At 59.2% G+C, this 16,724-nt stretch carries 17 protein-coding genes and 1 pseudogene; 5 read left to right on the forward strand and 13 right to left on the reverse strand.

Translation table 11 applies throughout. The annotated features are described in order from the left end of the window. Nucleotides 1-10 precede the first annotated feature (10 nt). Nucleotides 11-553, reverse strand: a complete 543-nt coding sequence (locus OCX61_RS09540) for a redoxin domain-containing protein (protein WP_261943557.1) — start codon at nt 551-553, stop codon at nt 11-13. Between the two features lie 531 nt (nt 554-1,084). Further along, entirely contained in the window at nt 1,085-1,603 is a 519-nt protein-coding gene (locus tag OCX61_RS09550) for a carboxymuconolactone decarboxylase family protein (protein WP_261943558.1), read from the reverse strand. A gap of 128 nt (nt 1,604-1,731) precedes the next feature. Between OCX61_RS09550 and OCX61_RS09555 the strand changes: the two genes are divergently transcribed. Continuing rightward, the gene (locus tag OCX61_RS09555) at nt 1,732-2,556 is read left to right on the forward strand and encodes an AraC family transcriptional regulator (protein ID WP_261943559.1); all 825 of its coding nucleotides are present in this window, start codon (nt 1,732-1,734) and stop codon (nt 2,554-2,556) included. A 354-nt stretch (nt 2,557-2,910) separates the two neighbouring features. Further along, nucleotides 2,911-3,225, forward strand: a pseudogene (locus OCX61_RS09560) (cysteine hydrolase family protein); the annotation flags it as partial. Nucleotides 3,226-3,227: 2 nt separating this feature from the next. On the opposite strand, the gene OCX61_RS09565 reads toward OCX61_RS09560, so the two are convergent. The 8 genes from OCX61_RS09565 to OCX61_RS09600 form a co-directional block, all read right to left on the reverse strand. Further along, nucleotides 3,228-4,151 carry a LysR family transcriptional regulator gene (locus tag OCX61_RS09565; protein ID WP_261943560.1) on the reverse strand — a complete coding sequence of 308 codons (924 nt, stop codon included), beginning with the start codon at nt 4,149-4,151 and terminating at the stop codon, nt 3,228-3,230. Between the two features lie 95 nt (nt 4,152-4,246). Further along, nucleotides 4,247-4,957: an SDR family NAD(P)-dependent oxidoreductase gene (locus OCX61_RS09570; RefSeq protein ID WP_261943561.1), complete on the reverse strand. Its 711-nt coding sequence runs from the start codon at nt 4,955-4,957 to the stop codon at nt 4,247-4,249. A gap of 28 nt (nt 4,958-4,985) precedes the next feature. After that, the gene (locus OCX61_RS09575) at nt 4,986-5,642 is read right to left on the reverse strand and encodes a DsbA family oxidoreductase (RefSeq protein ID WP_261943562.1); all 657 of its coding nucleotides are present in this window, start codon (nt 5,640-5,642) and stop codon (nt 4,986-4,988) included. Continuing rightward, entirely contained in the window at nt 5,639-5,854 is a 216-nt protein-coding gene (locus OCX61_RS09580; RefSeq protein WP_261943563.1) for a tautomerase family protein, read from the reverse strand. Before OCX61_RS09580 ends, OCX61_RS09575 begins: the two co-directional genes overlap by 4 nt. A 296-nt stretch (nt 5,855-6,150) precedes the next feature. Next, nucleotides 6,151-6,837, reverse strand: a complete 687-nt coding sequence (locus tag OCX61_RS09585; protein WP_261943564.1) for an anti-sigma factor — start codon at nt 6,835-6,837, stop codon at nt 6,151-6,153. Further along, nucleotides 6,834-7,382, reverse strand: coding sequence for a sigma-70 family RNA polymerase sigma factor (locus OCX61_RS09590; protein WP_261943565.1), 549 nt, complete (start codon nt 7,380-7,382; stop codon nt 6,834-6,836). The genes OCX61_RS09585 and OCX61_RS09590 overlap by 4 nt, the downstream gene beginning before the upstream one ends. Before the next feature lie 103 nt (nt 7,383-7,485). Next, nucleotides 7,486-8,013 (reverse strand): DUF3455 domain-containing protein, encoded by a 528-nt coding sequence (locus OCX61_RS09595; RefSeq protein WP_261943566.1) that lies wholly within the window; start codon nt 8,011-8,013, stop codon nt 7,486-7,488. Nucleotides 8,014-8,157: 144 nt separating this feature from the next. Continuing rightward, nucleotides 8,158-9,270 carry an MFS transporter gene (locus OCX61_RS09600; RefSeq protein WP_261943567.1) on the reverse strand — a complete coding sequence of 371 codons (1,113 nt, stop codon included), beginning with the start codon at nt 9,268-9,270 and terminating at the stop codon, nt 8,158-8,160. An 80-nt stretch (nt 9,271-9,350) separates the two neighbouring features. On the opposite strand from OCX61_RS09600, the gene OCX61_RS09605 reads away from it, so the two are divergent. Together OCX61_RS09605 and OCX61_RS09610 are read left to right on the forward strand one after the other, a co-directional pair. Next, nucleotides 9,351-10,160: an IclR family transcriptional regulator gene (locus tag OCX61_RS09605; RefSeq protein ID WP_261943568.1), complete on the forward strand. Its 810-nt coding sequence runs from the start codon at nt 9,351-9,353 to the stop codon at nt 10,158-10,160. 124 nt (nt 10,161-10,284) lie between these two features. Beyond that, entirely contained in the window at nt 10,285-10,638 is a 354-nt protein-coding gene (locus OCX61_RS09610; protein WP_261944288.1) for a CPCC family cysteine-rich protein, read from the forward strand. Between the two features lie 530 nt (nt 10,639-11,168). On the opposite strand, the gene OCX61_RS09615 is transcribed toward OCX61_RS09610, so the two are convergent. Next, nucleotides 11,169-12,434, reverse strand: coding sequence for a DUF4303 domain-containing protein (locus tag OCX61_RS09615; RefSeq protein WP_261943569.1), 1,266 nt, complete (start codon nt 12,432-12,434; stop codon nt 11,169-11,171). 386 nt (nt 12,435-12,820) lie between these two features. Here OCX61_RS09615 and OCX61_RS09620 point away from each other — a divergent pair, with 386 nt between their 5' ends. Continuing rightward, nucleotides 12,821-13,798 (forward strand): YiiG family protein, encoded by a 978-nt coding sequence (locus OCX61_RS09620; RefSeq protein WP_261943570.1) that lies wholly within the window; start codon nt 12,821-12,823, stop codon nt 13,796-13,798. 214 nt (nt 13,799-14,012) lie between these two features. Here OCX61_RS09620 and OCX61_RS09625 read toward each other — a convergent pair whose 3' ends face one another. Together OCX61_RS09625 and OCX61_RS09630 are read right to left on the reverse strand one after the other, a co-directional pair. Then, nucleotides 14,013-15,188: a M20 aminoacylase family protein gene (locus OCX61_RS09625; RefSeq protein WP_261943571.1), complete on the reverse strand. Its 1,176-nt coding sequence runs from the start codon at nt 15,186-15,188 to the stop codon at nt 14,013-14,015. 3 nt (nt 15,189-15,191) lie between these two features. Beyond that, on the reverse strand, nt 15,192-16,511 hold the full coding sequence (locus OCX61_RS09630) for an MFS transporter (RefSeq protein WP_261943572.1): 1,320 nt from the start codon (nt 16,509-16,511) through the stop codon (nt 15,192-15,194). Nucleotides 16,512-16,724 lie beyond the last annotated feature (213 nt).

Genomic DNA, 16,724 nt, shown 5'->3' on the forward strand with positions numbered 1-16,724 from the left:
GGATCACCTGCTAACTTATTGTTGGCGTGCTGTGTGATGAAATCGCCAGCGCATCCAGCGCATCCAGAATGCCGTCCGCCCCAGGGTTGATGGCCATGGGTGAGACGTAACTCCAGGCGACCACTCCTTCCTTGTCGATCACGAACAGTGCACGCTTACAAACCCCCAGGTGGGTCTCGTACGCGCCATACTGTCGCGCCACAGCCCCTTTGGGCTCGAAATCGGCCAGCAGGCTGAAGTGAAAATTCCGATCTTTGGCAAAGGCCTGATGACACCAGGTGCTGTCAACTGAGATACCCAGCAGCGCTGCACCGTATTCTTTGAAGGTGGGTAACAACTGGTTGTACAAAGTCAGTTGATCACCACACACGGAAGTCCAGTCAGCAGGATAAAACGCCAGTATCACGGGATTTCCCTTCAACTCGCGCAGCGATAACGGTTGATCAGGGGTTGCGTACAGCGTGAAGTCTGGCGCGGCAGTACCGGCCGGCAGCGGCCCTTGAACCAGGCCGTCATTCGCCTCTTTTGCATTATCAAATTCTGAAGTGTTCATTGCCTGAACCTTGATAGATGGGTGGTTGGGGCGTGCTCAGTGGGAGATGACGTGCCCGGGGGATAACTCCATCCACCATCAAGGGGTTTGAAAAAAGGCAAGCATGCCTCTATCTCAACCTGAGCCTGGGTTTTTCGGCAGCGAGGCGTTCACGTTCCGCAACAAGGAACACAAGAAGATCCGCCGTGTATTCGCGGAATTGGATTGAGGCCAGGTTGGCAGGGAAGCGGTCGGATTTGCTCTGACTCACCAAAAAGTATAGTCGGTGTTGGCGCCTACCGGAGTCGCAGAACGAATTTTCGCTACCCTCCAGTCAAGCAACACTTCTTGACGAATATCGCGTTGGGCTCACGGTGCAGGACGTTTCTGCGCCCGGAGCGCTGCAGCATCTGAGCCAGGGGGGGCGGGAGACTGCACTCCATCAATCTCGATAGGATCAACGCCTTTGCGTGATAGCAATCGCTTGTCGCTCACACGGTAAGGGCAGTGTCGAGTGGTGTAGACAGTCACCCGGCTCATGGCGCTTCCCTCCTAACGGGCCGACGGCGGAAAGTCGATGTCGGTCGTGGCGACATTGTTCAGGTAGTTGGTCAGCGTCAACAGTGTGACCTGTGCCACCACGTCCACAATCTTGCTGTCGGTGAGGCCTGCTTCGCGTGCTGCCGTGATCTGTGCATCGCTCAACTGGCCGCGGCTTTCGGTGATCTGTTGCGCCAGTGTGGCGACCGCGCTGAGTGTGCCGTTGCGGGCCTGGCTGATGGCTTCATCACTCAAGCCGGCCTTGGTAGCAAAGTAGCTATGGGCTGCCAGGCAGTAGTCGCAACCATTGATTTGCGAGGTGGCGAGGGCAACGACTTCACGCTCGGCGGCGCTGAGTGAACTTTTGCCCAGGGCCTGCGCGAGCCCCAGGTAACCATTGAGTGCGGCCGGCGAGTGCGCCAGTGTCCTGAATGCATTGGGAATGAAGCCCAGGCCTTTCTGAATACCTTCCAGGGCAATTCGCGAGCCGGCAGGGGCTTGCTCCAGCGAGAGCGCAGTAATACGGGTCATGGTATTTCTCCTTTGGGATGCTCGATCGGTTTGTCGATCGGCTTGGTATGAATCGTAAGGAGATGAGCTTTCCTTTCGGGTTCAGATCGTCCAAGTTATGCAACAGATCGTCTAAACCTGAGGGCGCCATGGACCGTCTATCGACATTGCTCAAGCACTTCAACTTGCATGCATCGACGTTTCATCAGGGTGGATTCTGTGGCACCACGCCCGTTTACGGGCAGCACAGTTTCGGCCATGCACATCTGCTGCGTGCAGGGCGGCTGACCTTCAGGAACAATCGCGGCCAGCCCACCGAATTGTCTGAGCCAAGCCTGATCCTGGCGGTGCGCCCACAGGCGCATCAATTGCTGGCGAGCGAAGCCGATGATGCGCAACTGGTATGTGCCACCTTGCATTTCGACGGGGGGGCCAACAATCCGCTGACTTTGGCGTTGCCGGATTTCATCATCATGCCGTTGCGCGAATTGCAGGGCCTCGATGGCACCCTCGACTGGCTGTTTGCAGAGGCCTTTGGCGATGAATGTGGCCGCGATGTAGTCCTCAATCGGCTGTTCGAACTGATGGTGATTCAGCTGCTTCGGCACCTGATGGCCAGGCGGACCATCGCCTCAGGGATGATGGCGGGGTTGGCCCATGCTCAGCTGTCGCGAGCGCTCGTGTGCATTCACGACGAACCTCAGCGCAATTGGTCCGTGGCAGAACTCGCCGGTCGTTCCGGCATGTCGCGGGCGAGCTTTGCTGCGCACTTTCGCGAGACGGTGGGTATTACGCCGGCAGATTACCTGGCGAACTGGCGCATCAGCCTGACCCAGAAGCGCCTGCGCGAAGGCCGCCCGATAGCCCTCATTGCAGATGAAGTGGGCTATGAAAGCCCGTCTGCGTTGGCCCGCACCTTTCGGCGGAAGGTGGGTACAAGCCCGAAAGGATGGCTGCAGCAGAAGCCGGCATGATGCCTGAACACAGATTGCCGTACTTCGCTGGCCGTTGTTTGCAAGCCCGGTGATTGCGAGTTCAGCGCAGACTGGCTTGGCAGTATTCCTTTGGCAGCAATTCAAGGATGTCAGTACGGGATGCCCTCGTAGCCCCAGCTACTTGCGCTTGAAGGCTTCTCGACGAGACTCGCGTTCGTCAAGGAAACGATCGCTGATGAGCGCCTCCAAGTCCTTGCGTTCCACAGCGTCGCCGCAGTGAGGACAAACGCTGGCAACACCCACATCATGGCCCTGTGCGGCTTACGCTGTAGCAGTGGGGCAGTTGCCGCTTTGGCAAACGTCCCGGAACGCCTCTCTGTTCACCTGGAGCACCATCCCAATCCGACCCAACGCCTGATCCAGCAACGCCACACTTTTGCCAAGGGTTCCTGGGGCGGCGAATGGCATCCCGACTTCGTGCCGCAGGAGGGCGACATCATCATCCAGGCACACTGGGGACAAAGCGGGTTCGCTAATACCGACCTGGACTTCCAGCTAAAGCAGCGAGGCATCACACACGTGATCGTCGTCGGCCTGCTGGCGAACACCTGCATCGAATCGACCGCACGCTTCGCCATGGAGTTGGGTTATCACGTGACGCTGGTACGCGATGCGACAGCAGAACTGCGAACGGGTGAACGACATTCGCGCTAGAGCGAAGCCCACTCTTCACGATACTGAACCAGGAAATCCACAAAAGCGCGCACCCTCTGCGGGACATGACGACCGTGAGGGTACAGCAAGGTGTACGGTCTCGATCGCCCGCCAAACGGTTTCAAGACTTCGACGAGTCGTCCGTCAGCCAGCTCTTGTTCCACGATGAATTTGTAGGTTTGGAATAAACCGGCAGCGTTCTTGGCGAGTGTCACTCCGCCCAACACATCGTCGGAACACGAATAGCTTCCAGCGGTGAATACCTCACGCTCTCGACCGTCCTCTTGGAACAGCCACGAGATACGCCTACCGCTACTCGGAAGCTCAAACTGAATGCATTCATGCTGCTCCAGGTCCTGCAAGGTCTGCGGTGTCCCGGCTTTCTCCAGGTAGGCCGGGGACGCTACGACAACCAGCTTGGCATCCTCCAGCAACCTCGCAATCATCGTGGAGTCAGGCTGAGCTCGTACACGAATCGCCAGATCGTACCCTTCTGCAACGAAGTCGATATTTCGATTACCAAGGTGGATATCAACCGTTACTTCAGGATACAGGTCCCGAAATTTTGGCAGCAACGGCAGGATGCGGTGGTGCCCATAAGTCGTGGGCAGGCTGATGCGAAGACGGCCTGAAGGCGTTGCTTGAGCGCCCATAACGGCCTGCTGGGCCTCCACCAGTTGCGTCAGTGCCTGGCTGCACTGCTCGAAGAAATCCTTTCCCGTATCGGTCAATCGAATGCTTCGGGTTGTCCTTGTGAACAGCCGAGAGCCCAGCCTTTTTTCCAAACGAAGGATCGACCTGCTCACTGCGGCCGGGGTAACGCCAGCGAGCTGAGCTGCGGCAGTAAAGCTGCCCGCTTCCGCCGACAGACAAAACAGCTCAATGCTTCCCAACTGCAGATCGTCAAAGTGCCGCTTCATGGGATTTATCCGTACAGAGGCTGGTAGGAGGCTGGGCGTCGCACACTGCGGTAGACAGATACACCGAACTGAGCGTGCTGCTTGCATTCTGTCAATCAATGACCTGCGCTCTGACCGCCGTCGACGTGCAGGATCTCGCCGGTGACAAACGAAGCGCTGTCCAAGTAGAGAATCGCTTGAACGATGTCGTTGATCTCGCCCATGTGACCGACGGGATGCAGCTTGCCCAGGGTATCGTGAGTTTCGGCGCCATGCATTGGGGTCTTGATGATGCCAGGCGACACGGCGTTAGCGCGGATGCCTCGCTTGGCATACTCAATCGCGATCGATTTGGTTGCAGCGTTGATGCCACCTTTGGTGAGCGATGCCATTACCGACGGAACACCGTCGATTGCGTGGTCAACCAGGCTGGTGGTGACGCTGACCACATGCCCGCTACCATTCTTCTCCATTTGCGCGATGGCGAGCTGGGAGATGTAGAAGAAGCCGCTCATATTGGTTGCAACGACTTGCGCATAGTCTTCTTTGGTGTAGCGGGTGAACGGTTTGGCGACGAAAATCCCGGCGTTGTTGACGAGCGTATCGATGCGCCCGAAGCGGGCCACGGCTTCGCGCACCACGCGTTCGGCTGTGGCCGGATCCGCGATATCACCGGCAACAGTCAGGATATCTGGATCGGTCGATGGTTGAATGGAGCGCGAGGTCGCTACCACTTTGTGGCCGAGGGCTCGGAACCCTTCCACTACACCTGCACCAATGCCTTGGGATGCACCCGTTACGATGACTACCTTTTGAGAGTTGCTCATGATGTTTCCTCAACTATGGATTCAGTTTTCAGTCAGACGAAGCGACGTGTGCCGCCTGCCGTAACACGTCTTCGTAATACTCAACAGACTGTGAGCCTGCGACGACTTGCCGATTGTTCAGTACCAGTGCGGGTACCGAGGTGATGCCGCGATCCAAGTAAAAACTTTCAAGCGCTCGGACTTCATCGGTGAATTGCCCGCGTTCAAGTACTGCCTGCGCTTGCTGGGCGTTCAAACCGACTTTCTGAGCCAACGCCACCAACGTCTCGTGACTGCTGGGGTTTTGCCCATTCACGAAGTAAGCCTCAAGCAATGCTCGGTGAAGCTCGCTTTGCAGCCCTTGGCTCGCTGCCCAGAACAGCAGGCGATGTGCATCATGGGTATTGAAAAAGTGAGTTCGTCTTTGAAGATTGAACTCAACGCCCAGCTCCCGTCCTCTTTCAATAATCATCAGATTACGTGCCGTCACCTGCTCCGAAGTTCTTCCGTACTTGCGAATCATGTGCTGGATGGCATCCTCACCCTCGACGGGCATGTCGGGATTGAGCTCAAACGGTTTAAACGTCAACTTGACATCGATTTCGCCGGCTACGTTGGCGATGGCTTGGTCCAAGGCAATCGAGCCAAGCGCGCACCACGGACATACGACATCAGAAACAAAGTCGATTATGACTGTGTGCTTCATGGTTTTGCTTCGGCTAATTGCTTTCTGTACGCGGTTGTCGTAATTCCAGAGTAACCCCAGTTGTCCGTGTCGACTTCTTCGATCACGATGTGGGTCAACGTCGGGTCTTTATGAAGCACGCGCTCCATCGTGTCAGTGATTTCTTTTATTACCTGAGCTTTTTGCTCACGGGTAACACCATCGCGCGTAATGCGGACGCTGATGAATGGCATGGGGAGTTCCTCTATCAAGTGTGCGTTGGGTGATGAGCAGTTGATGGAGAAACTTTAAGAATTCAGAGCGAGTTGATAAATATGCCCTGAGGTACTTCATTTGTTATCTCGTGTATCGAATCACGGGCACCGTAGCCCGTGCCAGGCAACTCCAATTCATGGGGCTGGCCTCTTTGCGGGGCAAGCCGGCTTTCACCGAATCACTGGCAAACTCCCTGGCAGCCTTGAGTCGATTGCTGACCGCCGTGAAGAATCGCCATCGACCCCTGTCGGTCAGTTCCGGCAGACTTTTGGGGTCATATCACTTTTACCGCGCGGCCAATGAATTTCACCGGCCCCGTCGGCAGCCCGGTGGGCGAACCGCCGGCTTTCTCCAATGTCAGCTCGAACAACTGGTTGGCCTCCAACGGTGGCAGGCTCAGTAGCGGAACCCGGTAGGGTTCACCAGGTTTGACCAGGCCCAGCGACACCGGTGCGCGCCACTGCTCGCCCTTGGTCCAGAACTGCAGGGCCATGCCTTCGGGGACGGCATCCTTGGCAAGCGGGATCAGCTCGATCATACGGCTGTCGCTGGTCTGAACCACCCAGCCGGGGGCCTGGCTGCTCGGCGCCACCAGCACGACCACGAATTGAGTGGTGGGCGGGGGTGTTGTCAGCAACATGAACGCCAGCAACACGCTTGCAGCCAGCCCCGCAGCACTCAGTGCCTGCCATAGGCCGAGGCGTTGCCACCACTTGACTGAGGGTGCGGCCAGTTCATTCAGGCTACGCTGGATACGGCCCCACAGGCGGGCGCTCGGTGGCCGCGCAGCAGCCAGCGCGGTCAGCTCCAGCAGGCGTGCCTCCCAGGCATCCACTGCGGCGCGCAAGGATGGGTCGGTGCCCAGGCGTTGGGTGACCGCGGCGTGTTGCTGGGGCGACAAGGTCCCCAAAACGTATTCGCCGGCGAGGGTGTCCAGTGCTTCGGCAGTATCCGGGTTCATTCCAGGCACTCCCGCAGCGCCTTCAGGCTGCGCTTGATCCAGGCCTTGACGGTGCCCAAAGGTGCACCCAGCAGCCCGGCGATTTCGGCGTGGCTGCAGCCGTCCACATAGGCGTGCAGGATGCAACGCTGGGGGGCTGGCTGCAATTGTTCGAGGCAACGGTAGATTTTCGCCGAGCCTGACCAGAGGTCAATGTCATCAAAGCCGCCCTGCACTGCGGTTGAAGTATCGATGTCGGCGTCATCCAGCACGGTTTCACGGCGAGTATCGCGGATCGTGTTCAGCGCCAGGTGGCGGGTGATGCTGTAGATCCAGCCCCGGGCCGAGCCGCGCGCCGGGTCGAAGCTGGCAGCGCGGGTCCAGATGCGGATGATTGCATCGTGGACGATATCTTCGGCGGTGGCGTCGTCACGCGCGATGCGCCGGGCAACACCCAGCAGGCGTGCACCCTCGTGATCGTAGAGCGCATGCAGGGCTTGGCGGTCGCCCTGGGCACAGGCTTTGAGACAACGGTCGAAGTCGAAGTGGGTGGCAGGCGAGTCCAACGTGTCCGCATTCCTTGATGTGTGCAAGGTACCCCGGCCATTGAGCCGGGGGCTTGCCAACGAGCGTAGATGAACGATTGCAAGGTGTCTGCTCAAGTGCCCTTCACTTGGCTGTCCAGAACACATAGTCGGCCTGGTACTGGACGACCTGCCGGGCGCCTTTGTTTTGCGCCGTGCAGTCGCTTGCCGGGGCCACGCCGCCGCGGGTGGCCAGGCGCTGAATGTAGCTGACGCCGTGCATGGCGCCCTTGCCCTCGGCCGGGTTGGCCTTGACCAGTTGGTAGGGCAGGGCGCCTTTGTCGGCCGGCGCCACCGCCAGCTGGGTGCCGGTTACTTTCGACCCATCCTTGGCCTGCCAGGTGGCAGGTGGGCCGAAGTAGTCACCCACCTGTTTTCCGGCGCGGTCATTGAGCACGGCCTTGGGGCCGACGAAGGTCCATTCGGTTTGCCCGGGGGTGTTGGCCTTGTCTCGGCACTCGTAGGTGATCTCGCCAACGCCGACGGTCTCAAGCAAGACACGATGGCCATCGGGGACCTTGACCGCATCTGGCAGCGGGGCTTGGGCGTGTACGGGCTGCAGCGCCAGGGCGAGGCTGCAGGCGAGCAGGCAGGCGGAGGTTTTGAGGCTCATGGGGAGTGCTCCTGACAGGTGATTTGGCTGGGCAGTCACAAACCGCCCACTAGCAATACCCGCCAACGAGCAAACTGGATGCACTGAATGGGGCGCAAGCTTCCACCCACAGCTTTCCATCCATTCCTCTGAGGGCCAGGCTCCTCAAGAAGTGGCTCTGAATCGGCGCCGGCTGGCACTACCTGCCACTATCGCACACGCCACCAAGGCCACGCCGGCTGCCCACAGAAATCCATAGGTTCGCCCTCCTGGCACGAACTCGATGAATGAAGAAAGGAACTGCCCGCCGAAGATTGCTACAGAAAGCCAGGCCAGATTACGTCCCCGCTGGGCAGCATGACTGAGCTCGATGGTCATGTGGTTGAGCAATGGCACGGTGAGCCCGAATCCAAGACCAAGGCAAATTCCGGCTTCGATCATCAACGTCATGCCCTCTGCGGTCACAAACGCCAAGTGCGCCAGCGCGTAAAAAGCCAATCCGAAAATCAGTGTTGCGTGTTCGCCTGCCTTGCGGGCAGCAATGGGCATGAGGGCCGCTGCTCCCACCGCAACCAGTGAAACACCAGACAGAAAGTACCCGACCTGGGCTTCATTGAGGCCAATGTCATGCAACCGCAATGGCAGCATGATGATCGCGCTGAAGAATACGATCATGGAGAGCGTGGCTAACGCATACACAAGCCTCAGCGCAGCCGAGGGCGAACGAGAGATCTCGCCTGCTGGCGTCGCGTGCCTGGTAACGGAAGGCTGTGGCACGCATACCAGCACCAGCGCAAGCAGCACCCACGCGCACAGGTACAGCGCGAATGGCCACTGCCATCCCACGTTTGCCAGAAGGCCGGCTGCGGAGAGAAAGAGCACGCCGCCCAGCTCGATTGACATGCCTTGCCTGGCAATCATGTTCAACCGGGCATTGCCTTCGTAGAACTCCGAGATCAGCCCGGTTCCGGCGGCCATGATCATGGCCGTCGATCCTCCCAGAAGGAGTCGGTCTACAAATATCGCTGGGCCGTGAAAAATGCAGCCCAGCATGCCTAACAGCCCGTAGGCAAACAGGCCAAGGCACAAGCTCTTGTATAGCCCGATTCGGTCGATGAGCTTGCCCGCCATTGGCCCAAAGACGATGACACCCAACGACGGGACAGTGACCAGCCAACTGGCAGCGTTACCGACGCCCAGTTTGTGAGCAATGGTAGGCAACCCCGGGACGATGACGCACCCGACCATGATGGTCAGCGACGCGACTGCCAGTAGCACGAGAGATCCTGATCGAGAAAGTGGTGGATTCATAGGCTTGCCCGTTAAATGGAACACATATCCGAATAACGGAACAGAGCATGTTGGGTTATCCTGTCGATGTCAACGAGAGGATCGACGAATGGCAAAGGGGGGAAGAGGTGACATCTGAAGCAGAGGGTGCTGGAAAGCAGGTCATCGCGCGTGCCGCTGCGGTGTTGAAAACGCTGGAAAATCAGCGCGATGGATTGAGCCTGAGCCAGGTTGCCAAGGCGTCCGGGTTGCCACGTACTACAGTGCATCGCATCGTGACGGCGCTGGAAGCTCAGCAGATGGTGATTACCGGCAGCTCGGGGATTCGGCTGGGTCCCGCACTTGTTCGGCTTGCGGCGTCTGCCCACACAGATCTGGTGGCAATTGCCCGGCCTTATGTCGAGAGCCTCGGGCGGCGTACCCGTGAGACTGTCGATGTCTCCGTGTACAAAGGGCTTCATGCCATTTCCGTGGATCAATATCCCTCGGATCAGGAATTGCGCGTCGTTTCCCCGGTGGGCACAGCATTTCCCATCCATTGCACCGCGCATGGCAAGGCGCTGCTGAGCACGTTCTCGGAAGCGCACTTGACCCAGATGCTGACGGCACCCCTTGAACGTCGCACAGCGTTGACCATCGTCTCTTTCGATGTGCTGATGGAGCAAGTGAGTGTCGCCAGACGACAAGGGTGGGCCATCGATCAGGAAGAGCACGCCCAGGGTGTTTGCGGTATCGGCGTGCATATCCGCAGCGGGCTATCGGAGCACTATGCGATCTCGCTGGCAGTCCCGGCACTGCGCTTCCACGACAATCTGGAAGTGCTGAAGGCGGCGCTACTTCAATGCAAGGCAGAAGTTGAAGCGGTGATTGGGGTGTGAGCATCCCATGAGGAGGGGGGCCGCTGAGAGCAGCCGTTCACGTGAATGGCCGCTTTTTCCCATTGCAGTTGTTCAGCATGTGGCTAAAATCGAGCAAAAGTAGATGGCACCCATAAGTGATTTGATGTTTACCTGCCCATGCTGCGGATATGCAGTCTTCGAGGAGCCCCCAGGGTCACACGACATTTGTCCAATTTGTTTCTGGGAGGATGACCTCTTCCAACTCTACTACCCTCACCAGAAAGGTGGCTCGAATAAATGTAGTTTGATTGAGGCGCAGGTGAACTTCTTCCAATTCGGTGCCTGCGAGCGAGGCATGGCGAAGAATGTGCGAGTCGCTAACCATGGCGATGTGCGGGATGGCGAGTGGTTCCCGCTCTGGGTTCGCCGAGTTGCCATCCCAGATGCCAAGTCCGAGAACCAACATTCTCAAAACATGCAATCGAAATACGACCTCTACCATTGGCTGCGAACCTAGTTGCGTGAAATGGCGTAAAAAGTCCGCTATGGGTCGAAAGCTGTCCTTTGCGAATGGCGGTTAACGACCCATAGCGGACATTCGTATCTGAGGTGATCTTTGTGGGAGCGGGTTTACCCGCGAACACGGGCGAAGCCCGTGCCATCCTCCGCGTTGCCTGCTTCGCGGGTAAACCCGCTCCCACAGGGTTTGCGCCGGCCTCGAAAAATGAGCAATAGCAGTACTTGCGCAATGGCCGCTTTGGGTCGAAAGCTGCCGGTTGCGATTGACCGCTCTCGCCCCAGAGCCGCCAGTGACCTCAGAGGCGATCTTTGTGGGAGCGGGCTTGCCCCGCGAACACGGGCGTAGCCCGTGCCAGGTAACTGAATCGCATGGGCCGGCCTCTTCGCGGGACAAGCCCGCTCCCACAGAATCACTGCCAACTTCACCGGCGGCTCTGGGTCGAAAGCTGTCCATTCGCGAATGGCGGTTAACGACCCTTAGCCGACCTTCAGATTTCAGAGATTACCGACAACCCATTTGCGATGCACTCACGAAGAACGATGAGCCAGGATGGGTTTCATCGCTTCCAGGCCAAGACCCGCGACGTGCCGCACGTGTTCATCGGTATCCAGTGTTGCCAGGCGTAGCGCCTCGATGGCTCGAAGCGTGTCGCCGGGCTGCAGGCCACGGTTATTCAGTCCACTCACAGCATGACGACGAATGGCTACGTGAGGTGAAACCAAACCGCGCAAGGCTTCGCTGACATCGGCGGTGGTGGTATCGATCTGGCCGTGGACTTCTTCAAAGGTCTCTTCAACAGCCGCCCGAAGCGCAGGGCGCTGATCAAGCAGGCGCTCAACGGGGGTGTAGTTCAGCACCGGCGGCTGCACGCCTCGCCAGCGGAAACCGTCGAAGTTAGCGCAAATACCCGCGACAGCGACGTCGGGCGCTTGCTGCATAAGCCAGTCGAAATCCTCAAGGTAACCCAAGGCATTTGCGCACCAGTTGCGGGTCGGCTGCTCACGGGCCTCAATTGCCTGTCGGCGCAGGGCCTGGATGACGGGCTCATCAGTCATGCCGGCCAGCCCGAGAATACGCGCGGCAGCGGCAGGCGCTCTCTGCCCGTCGAGTTGCTCGATAAGTGCTGTTTGTGCGCAACGGCCGTTGGCAATCAGCCAGCGCTCTGCGTCTTCCCCCGAAATGCCATCCGAACAATGTAAGCGGCTGACATAGAACGTGACCTGTTCGGCGAGCGGCAAGGCCGCGACATCGTGCAGGGTGTTTTCAATGGCCAGTTCGACAGGGAAATTAACCTCGAACTGCTGGCGAGTCATGCTGCGCTTGGCCAGGGACATGTAGCCTGCAAAGTCATGAAAAATGACCACGAAGCCAGGCGTCACACCCGGGTGCTGACTAAAATGGCGGCCCAGCGATCTGGCAGCACGGCTAACGGTGACCAGCAAGCGTTGCTCAGCCGCTTGCCATTGGCGAGGGCCAAGCCGATTGGCGTGGGCTTGCAGTTCATGATCGAGCCGCGTGAACGGTTCACCCGTGCAGATTTCCCAATCCCAGCGCCAGTCCACCGGGTTCCACTTCACTGAACTGAAGCTTTCATCTTCCTCGTCGGGGCAGTCTTCGCTGAGTGCTTGCAGGCTGTTTGCGGCAAAGCTGGGCAGCGACAGAACCGCCTCTTCTTCTCGGTAGCTGGCATGAAACGCTGCGGCATACAAAGGGCTGCCCCCCTCATCGAGCAGCGTTTGCAATGCCTGCCTGGCGGCGTCGAACAGCGCCTGTTCCAGAGCTTTCCAATTCATCGTTCAAGTCCTTGCCTACAAGTGAGTTCAGCCGAGCAGATCAAGCATCCCCTCATGGGTGCTTTTCAGACGGGCTAGGTCAATATCGTTGATGAGTGTGCCTACGCAAAGAAGCGGACCTGGAACGTCGCCAAGCGCTTCAAGTGCATGTGCTGGCCCTATTGGTCGTATCCAGGCCAATCCCGACAATCGCGGAGAATTGCTTTTCGTTGCGAACACAAGTTTACGAGGCAGTCACGGCCGCAGAATGAGAAGTCAGACGCAAAAAAGCAAAAAGTTGGTTTTTGTGTGAACTTCATCGCGCCTTGGCGCTCTAGGATACCGCTCCCGGCTAGTGGCAATGTGTCGGTAGCCGATCGCCTCTCGACAAATCAAGGAAGAAGACAATGCAAGCAAGATGTGTATGGCTAGGACTGCTGGTCGCGGCCGGGGTTCTGCTGGCAGGTTGCGATAACGGCCAGGCGCCTGGCAGAGCAGCGGCCCGGCAAGGTCAGGCGGCAACTGAGCAACCCAGCGCTGAACAGATCGAGATCGAAAAATACAACGCCTATGTCGACGCCGCGAACCGTGGTGGCAACTTCGCGGCCATTCTGGAACATCGCCGTACAGAGTATTCGAAGCAGCTCACGTCGAAGAACAAGCTGACCGAGTATTACCTGTTCAGCGCCTATGACATCAGCGGCCTGCGCGACAACCTGAAGAAGGCCCTGGCCTTGTCGACGCCGATGCCGGAGCTGGACGAGCCGGCAAAGGAGATGCTGGTGGCACTGGAAAAACTCGAACCGATCCACAGCGAGCTGGCCAACTACGCCGACACCAAAGGTTACCTGAGCGACGGCGGCAAAAAGGGCAAGGACATGGAGCCTGCCCTGGACGCGGCGCTCGAAAGCGTTGCCGTCGAACAGGTCAAGTTCTACGACGGCCTGAGCAAGCGCGACGAGATCAACACCCAGCAAGCGTTCGACGAAGCCGAAAAGGGCTCGCTGGCGTACTACCGCGCCGGTATCGTGCTGTACGCCAAGCAGTCTGTGCGCTTGTCCTCGGAGTTCTTCCAGTCGGCCGGGGCCGAGGCGTCGGTCAAGCCGTTCGAAGAAAGCCTGGGCAAGACCGCGCAGATGATCGAAGGCTGGCACAAGCAGAGCACCGCCAAGACCCCCGGCTGCACTGTGCTGCTCAGCCAGATGAACCAGTTCGTCGGCAAGGGCCGCCAGGCCATCGACACGGCCAGGACCGGTGGCTACAAGTACAATGAGCAGCGCCAGATGGCGTGGAAGAACAGCAACCCGATCGAGCGTGACGCGAAGTTCTTCGGCAAGTCCTTCGACGATGTGATCAACGGGCTGAACGCTACAACCTGCAGTTGAGCAAGGTGAGCGCGCAGATAGCAGTCGATCCGGGCACGCGGTAGACATCTGCAGCAGACCCAGGCCAGCAAGGCACTGGGTCTGCTGTATTTTCAATAATTGCAGAACCCCGATCCAGCGGAACCCTTCACCGTCCACCGCTACAGGGCCGACTACAAAAGCCACCCGTGCCAACCAGCGGGCGATCGCTGATCGCCACGCACGCGACACCCACCTAAACCAGGAAATCACTGACCAGCTTGTACCAGCAATCCGCGCCCAGGCGGATGAGCTCGTCATTGAAGTCGTAGTGCGGGTTGTGCACCGAGCAGCCGTGAAACTCACCTTCGCCGTTGCCCAGCATGAAGTAACAGCCCGGTACCTGCGTCAGCATCCAGGCAAAATCCTCCGTGCCCATGACCTTTGGCCCTTTGCTGTGCAGCTGCCCTGGTGCGAACAGCGGTGTCAGGCTTTGACGAACCTGCTCTGTCTCGGCCGTGTGGTTGATCAGGGCAGGGGCCAGTTGAGTGAAGGTCAATGCGATGGCGACACCGAACGCCTGCTCATGGCCACGAACGATCTGTTCCAGGCGCTGGTTGATCTTCTGCTGGGTCTGCGCAGTGTCGGTGCGCACGCTGATCAGCATGCTGGCCTCGTCCGGGATGATGTTGTACACGCTACCGGCCTGCAACATGCCGATACTGACCACGGCGTACTCCTCCGGGGCAAGGTTGCGCGACTTGATGGTCTGGATGGCGTTGATCAGGCTTGCCACCACAGGCAAAGGGTCCACGGCCAGTTCCGGCATGGCACCGTGGCCACCTTTGCCAGTGATGTGCACCTGTACCCGTTCCGAGGAGGCCATTGTGGGCCCTGCCTGCACTACCGCACTGCCCACGGGGGCGCCAGGCATGTTGTGCAAGGCAAAAATGGCGTCGCAGGGGAATCGCTCGAACAGGCCGTCGTCGATCATCGCCTTGGCGCCGCACAGGCCTTCTTCGTCAGGTTGGAAGATCAGGTTCAGCGTGCCGTTGAAGGGGCAATTCGCCAGGCGATAGGCGGCCGCCAGCAAGATTGCCGTGTGGCCGTCGTGGCCGCAGGCGTGCATGCGCCCGGGAATCTGGCTGGCATGGGCAAAGGTGTTTTTCTCTTGCATGGGCAGTGCGTCCATGTCGGCACGCAGGCCGATACGGCGCGTGCCCTGGCCCTTGCGCAGCACACCGACCAGCCCATGCCCACCGATCCCTCGATGCACCTGATAGCCCCATTGCTGCAATTTGGCAGCAACCAGCTCAGCAGTGTGCGGGGTATCGCCGCCCAGTTCCGGCGCCGCATGAATCTGGCGGCGCAGGGCCGCGAAGGCGTGTAATTCGGTTTCGCTCAAGGCAGTGCAGGTTTGTAGCGCATCCATGGTTCAGGCCCTTCCGATGTTTTCGGGGAACAGTTTCAGGCAGGCGAGGCTGATTGCCCCACCGGCCAGCAGATAGAAGGCGGGTGCCAACGGGTCGTTCAAGGTCGACGTCAGCCAAGTGGCGATCAGCGGTGAGAAGCCACCAAACAAGGTGACACCAAAGCTGTAGCTGACGGAGGTCCCCAAGGCGCGCTGCGGCTTGGCGAAGCCCTCCATGATCAAGGCGAAGAACGCCCCCGTGCCGGCGCACCCAGGCAATACCAGCAGCGCCACGATCAGCATCGCGGCATACAGGTCGGTGGTGTGCGACAACAGCCAGAAGGCCGGCCATGCGCTGATGACCGGGAGGGCAACGGTCCACGCCAGCAGTTTCTTGCGCAGGCGATGGCGGTCGGCGTAGCGCCCGGCAATCGGGCTGATGATCGCCAGGCATGCGGCAGCGACACAGGCAATCGCCATGGCGCTGCGCTGCGGGTAGTGCAACGTGGTGATGAGGTACGAGGGCATGTAGAAGATGAACAGGTACATGCCGATGGTCGCGCTGGCCATCAACCCGGTCGCCAGCACGGTGTGGCGCAGGTCGATCACGCTGCGCCAATCGGGTTTGGCGGGTACTGGGCCAGGCATGCAGGGCGCCTGCTGCTCGAGGGTTTCGGGCATGCAGCGACGAATGTACCAGCCGACCGGGCCGATCAGCAGGCCGACCAGGAAGGGAATGCGCCAGCCCCAGCTTTCGAGGTCCGGCGTGCTCATGACGCTGCTCAGCAGCAGGCCGATGCCGGCCCCTACCAGGGCTGCATAACCTTGGCTGGCGGCTTGCCAGCTGACGCTCGCGCAACGGCTGCGGGTGGTGGTGGACTCCATCAGCAGTACCGATGCCGTGCCCACTTCACCCCCTGCGGAAAACCCCTGGGTCAGGCGCCCGATCACAAGCATCACCGTGCCGAATACGCCCGCTTGCTGGTAGGTGGGGGCGAAGGCGATCAACGCGGTGCCCAGGCACATCAACCCGATGGTCAGGGTCAGGGCGGCCTTGCGGCCCTTTCGGTCGGCCAGCCGGCCGATGACCAAGGCCCCCACGGGGCGCATCAGGAAGCCCACACCGAATGCGGTCAGCGACATCAGCAACGATGCCACCGGTGACTGTGCCGGGAAGAAGTTCTTCGCAATGATCACGGCGAAAAAACTGTAGATGGTGAAATCGTACATCTCGAGGGCGTTGCCTAGTGCACACGCCACGGTGGTGCGTCTGGAGCCGACGCCAGGTTTTTCGACAGGTCGTGTGTCGGTCGCCAGGCGGGTATCCGGGTGCAGAGTAGTCATGGGCTCTCTCCGAGTCATTCGTGTTGTGGACGAACTATCGAGTAACCCGGGCGCTGAATCACTTGCGCTTTTTACAAGCACATTACCAACGGTTAATAAGGTCGCCGTTTGCAGGTCAAAAGCGCACCAATCGGATGCGCAGGCGGGATTTTCAGCCTGGCCTTGCACACATTGTTTGCCCGGCTGGTGAGTGGTAGTGGCCTGAGAACCTTC

This window comes from Pseudomonas sp. LRP2-20 (assembly GCF_024349685.1).
GTDB lineage: Bacteria > Pseudomonadota > Gammaproteobacteria > Pseudomonadales > Pseudomonadaceae > Aquipseudomonas.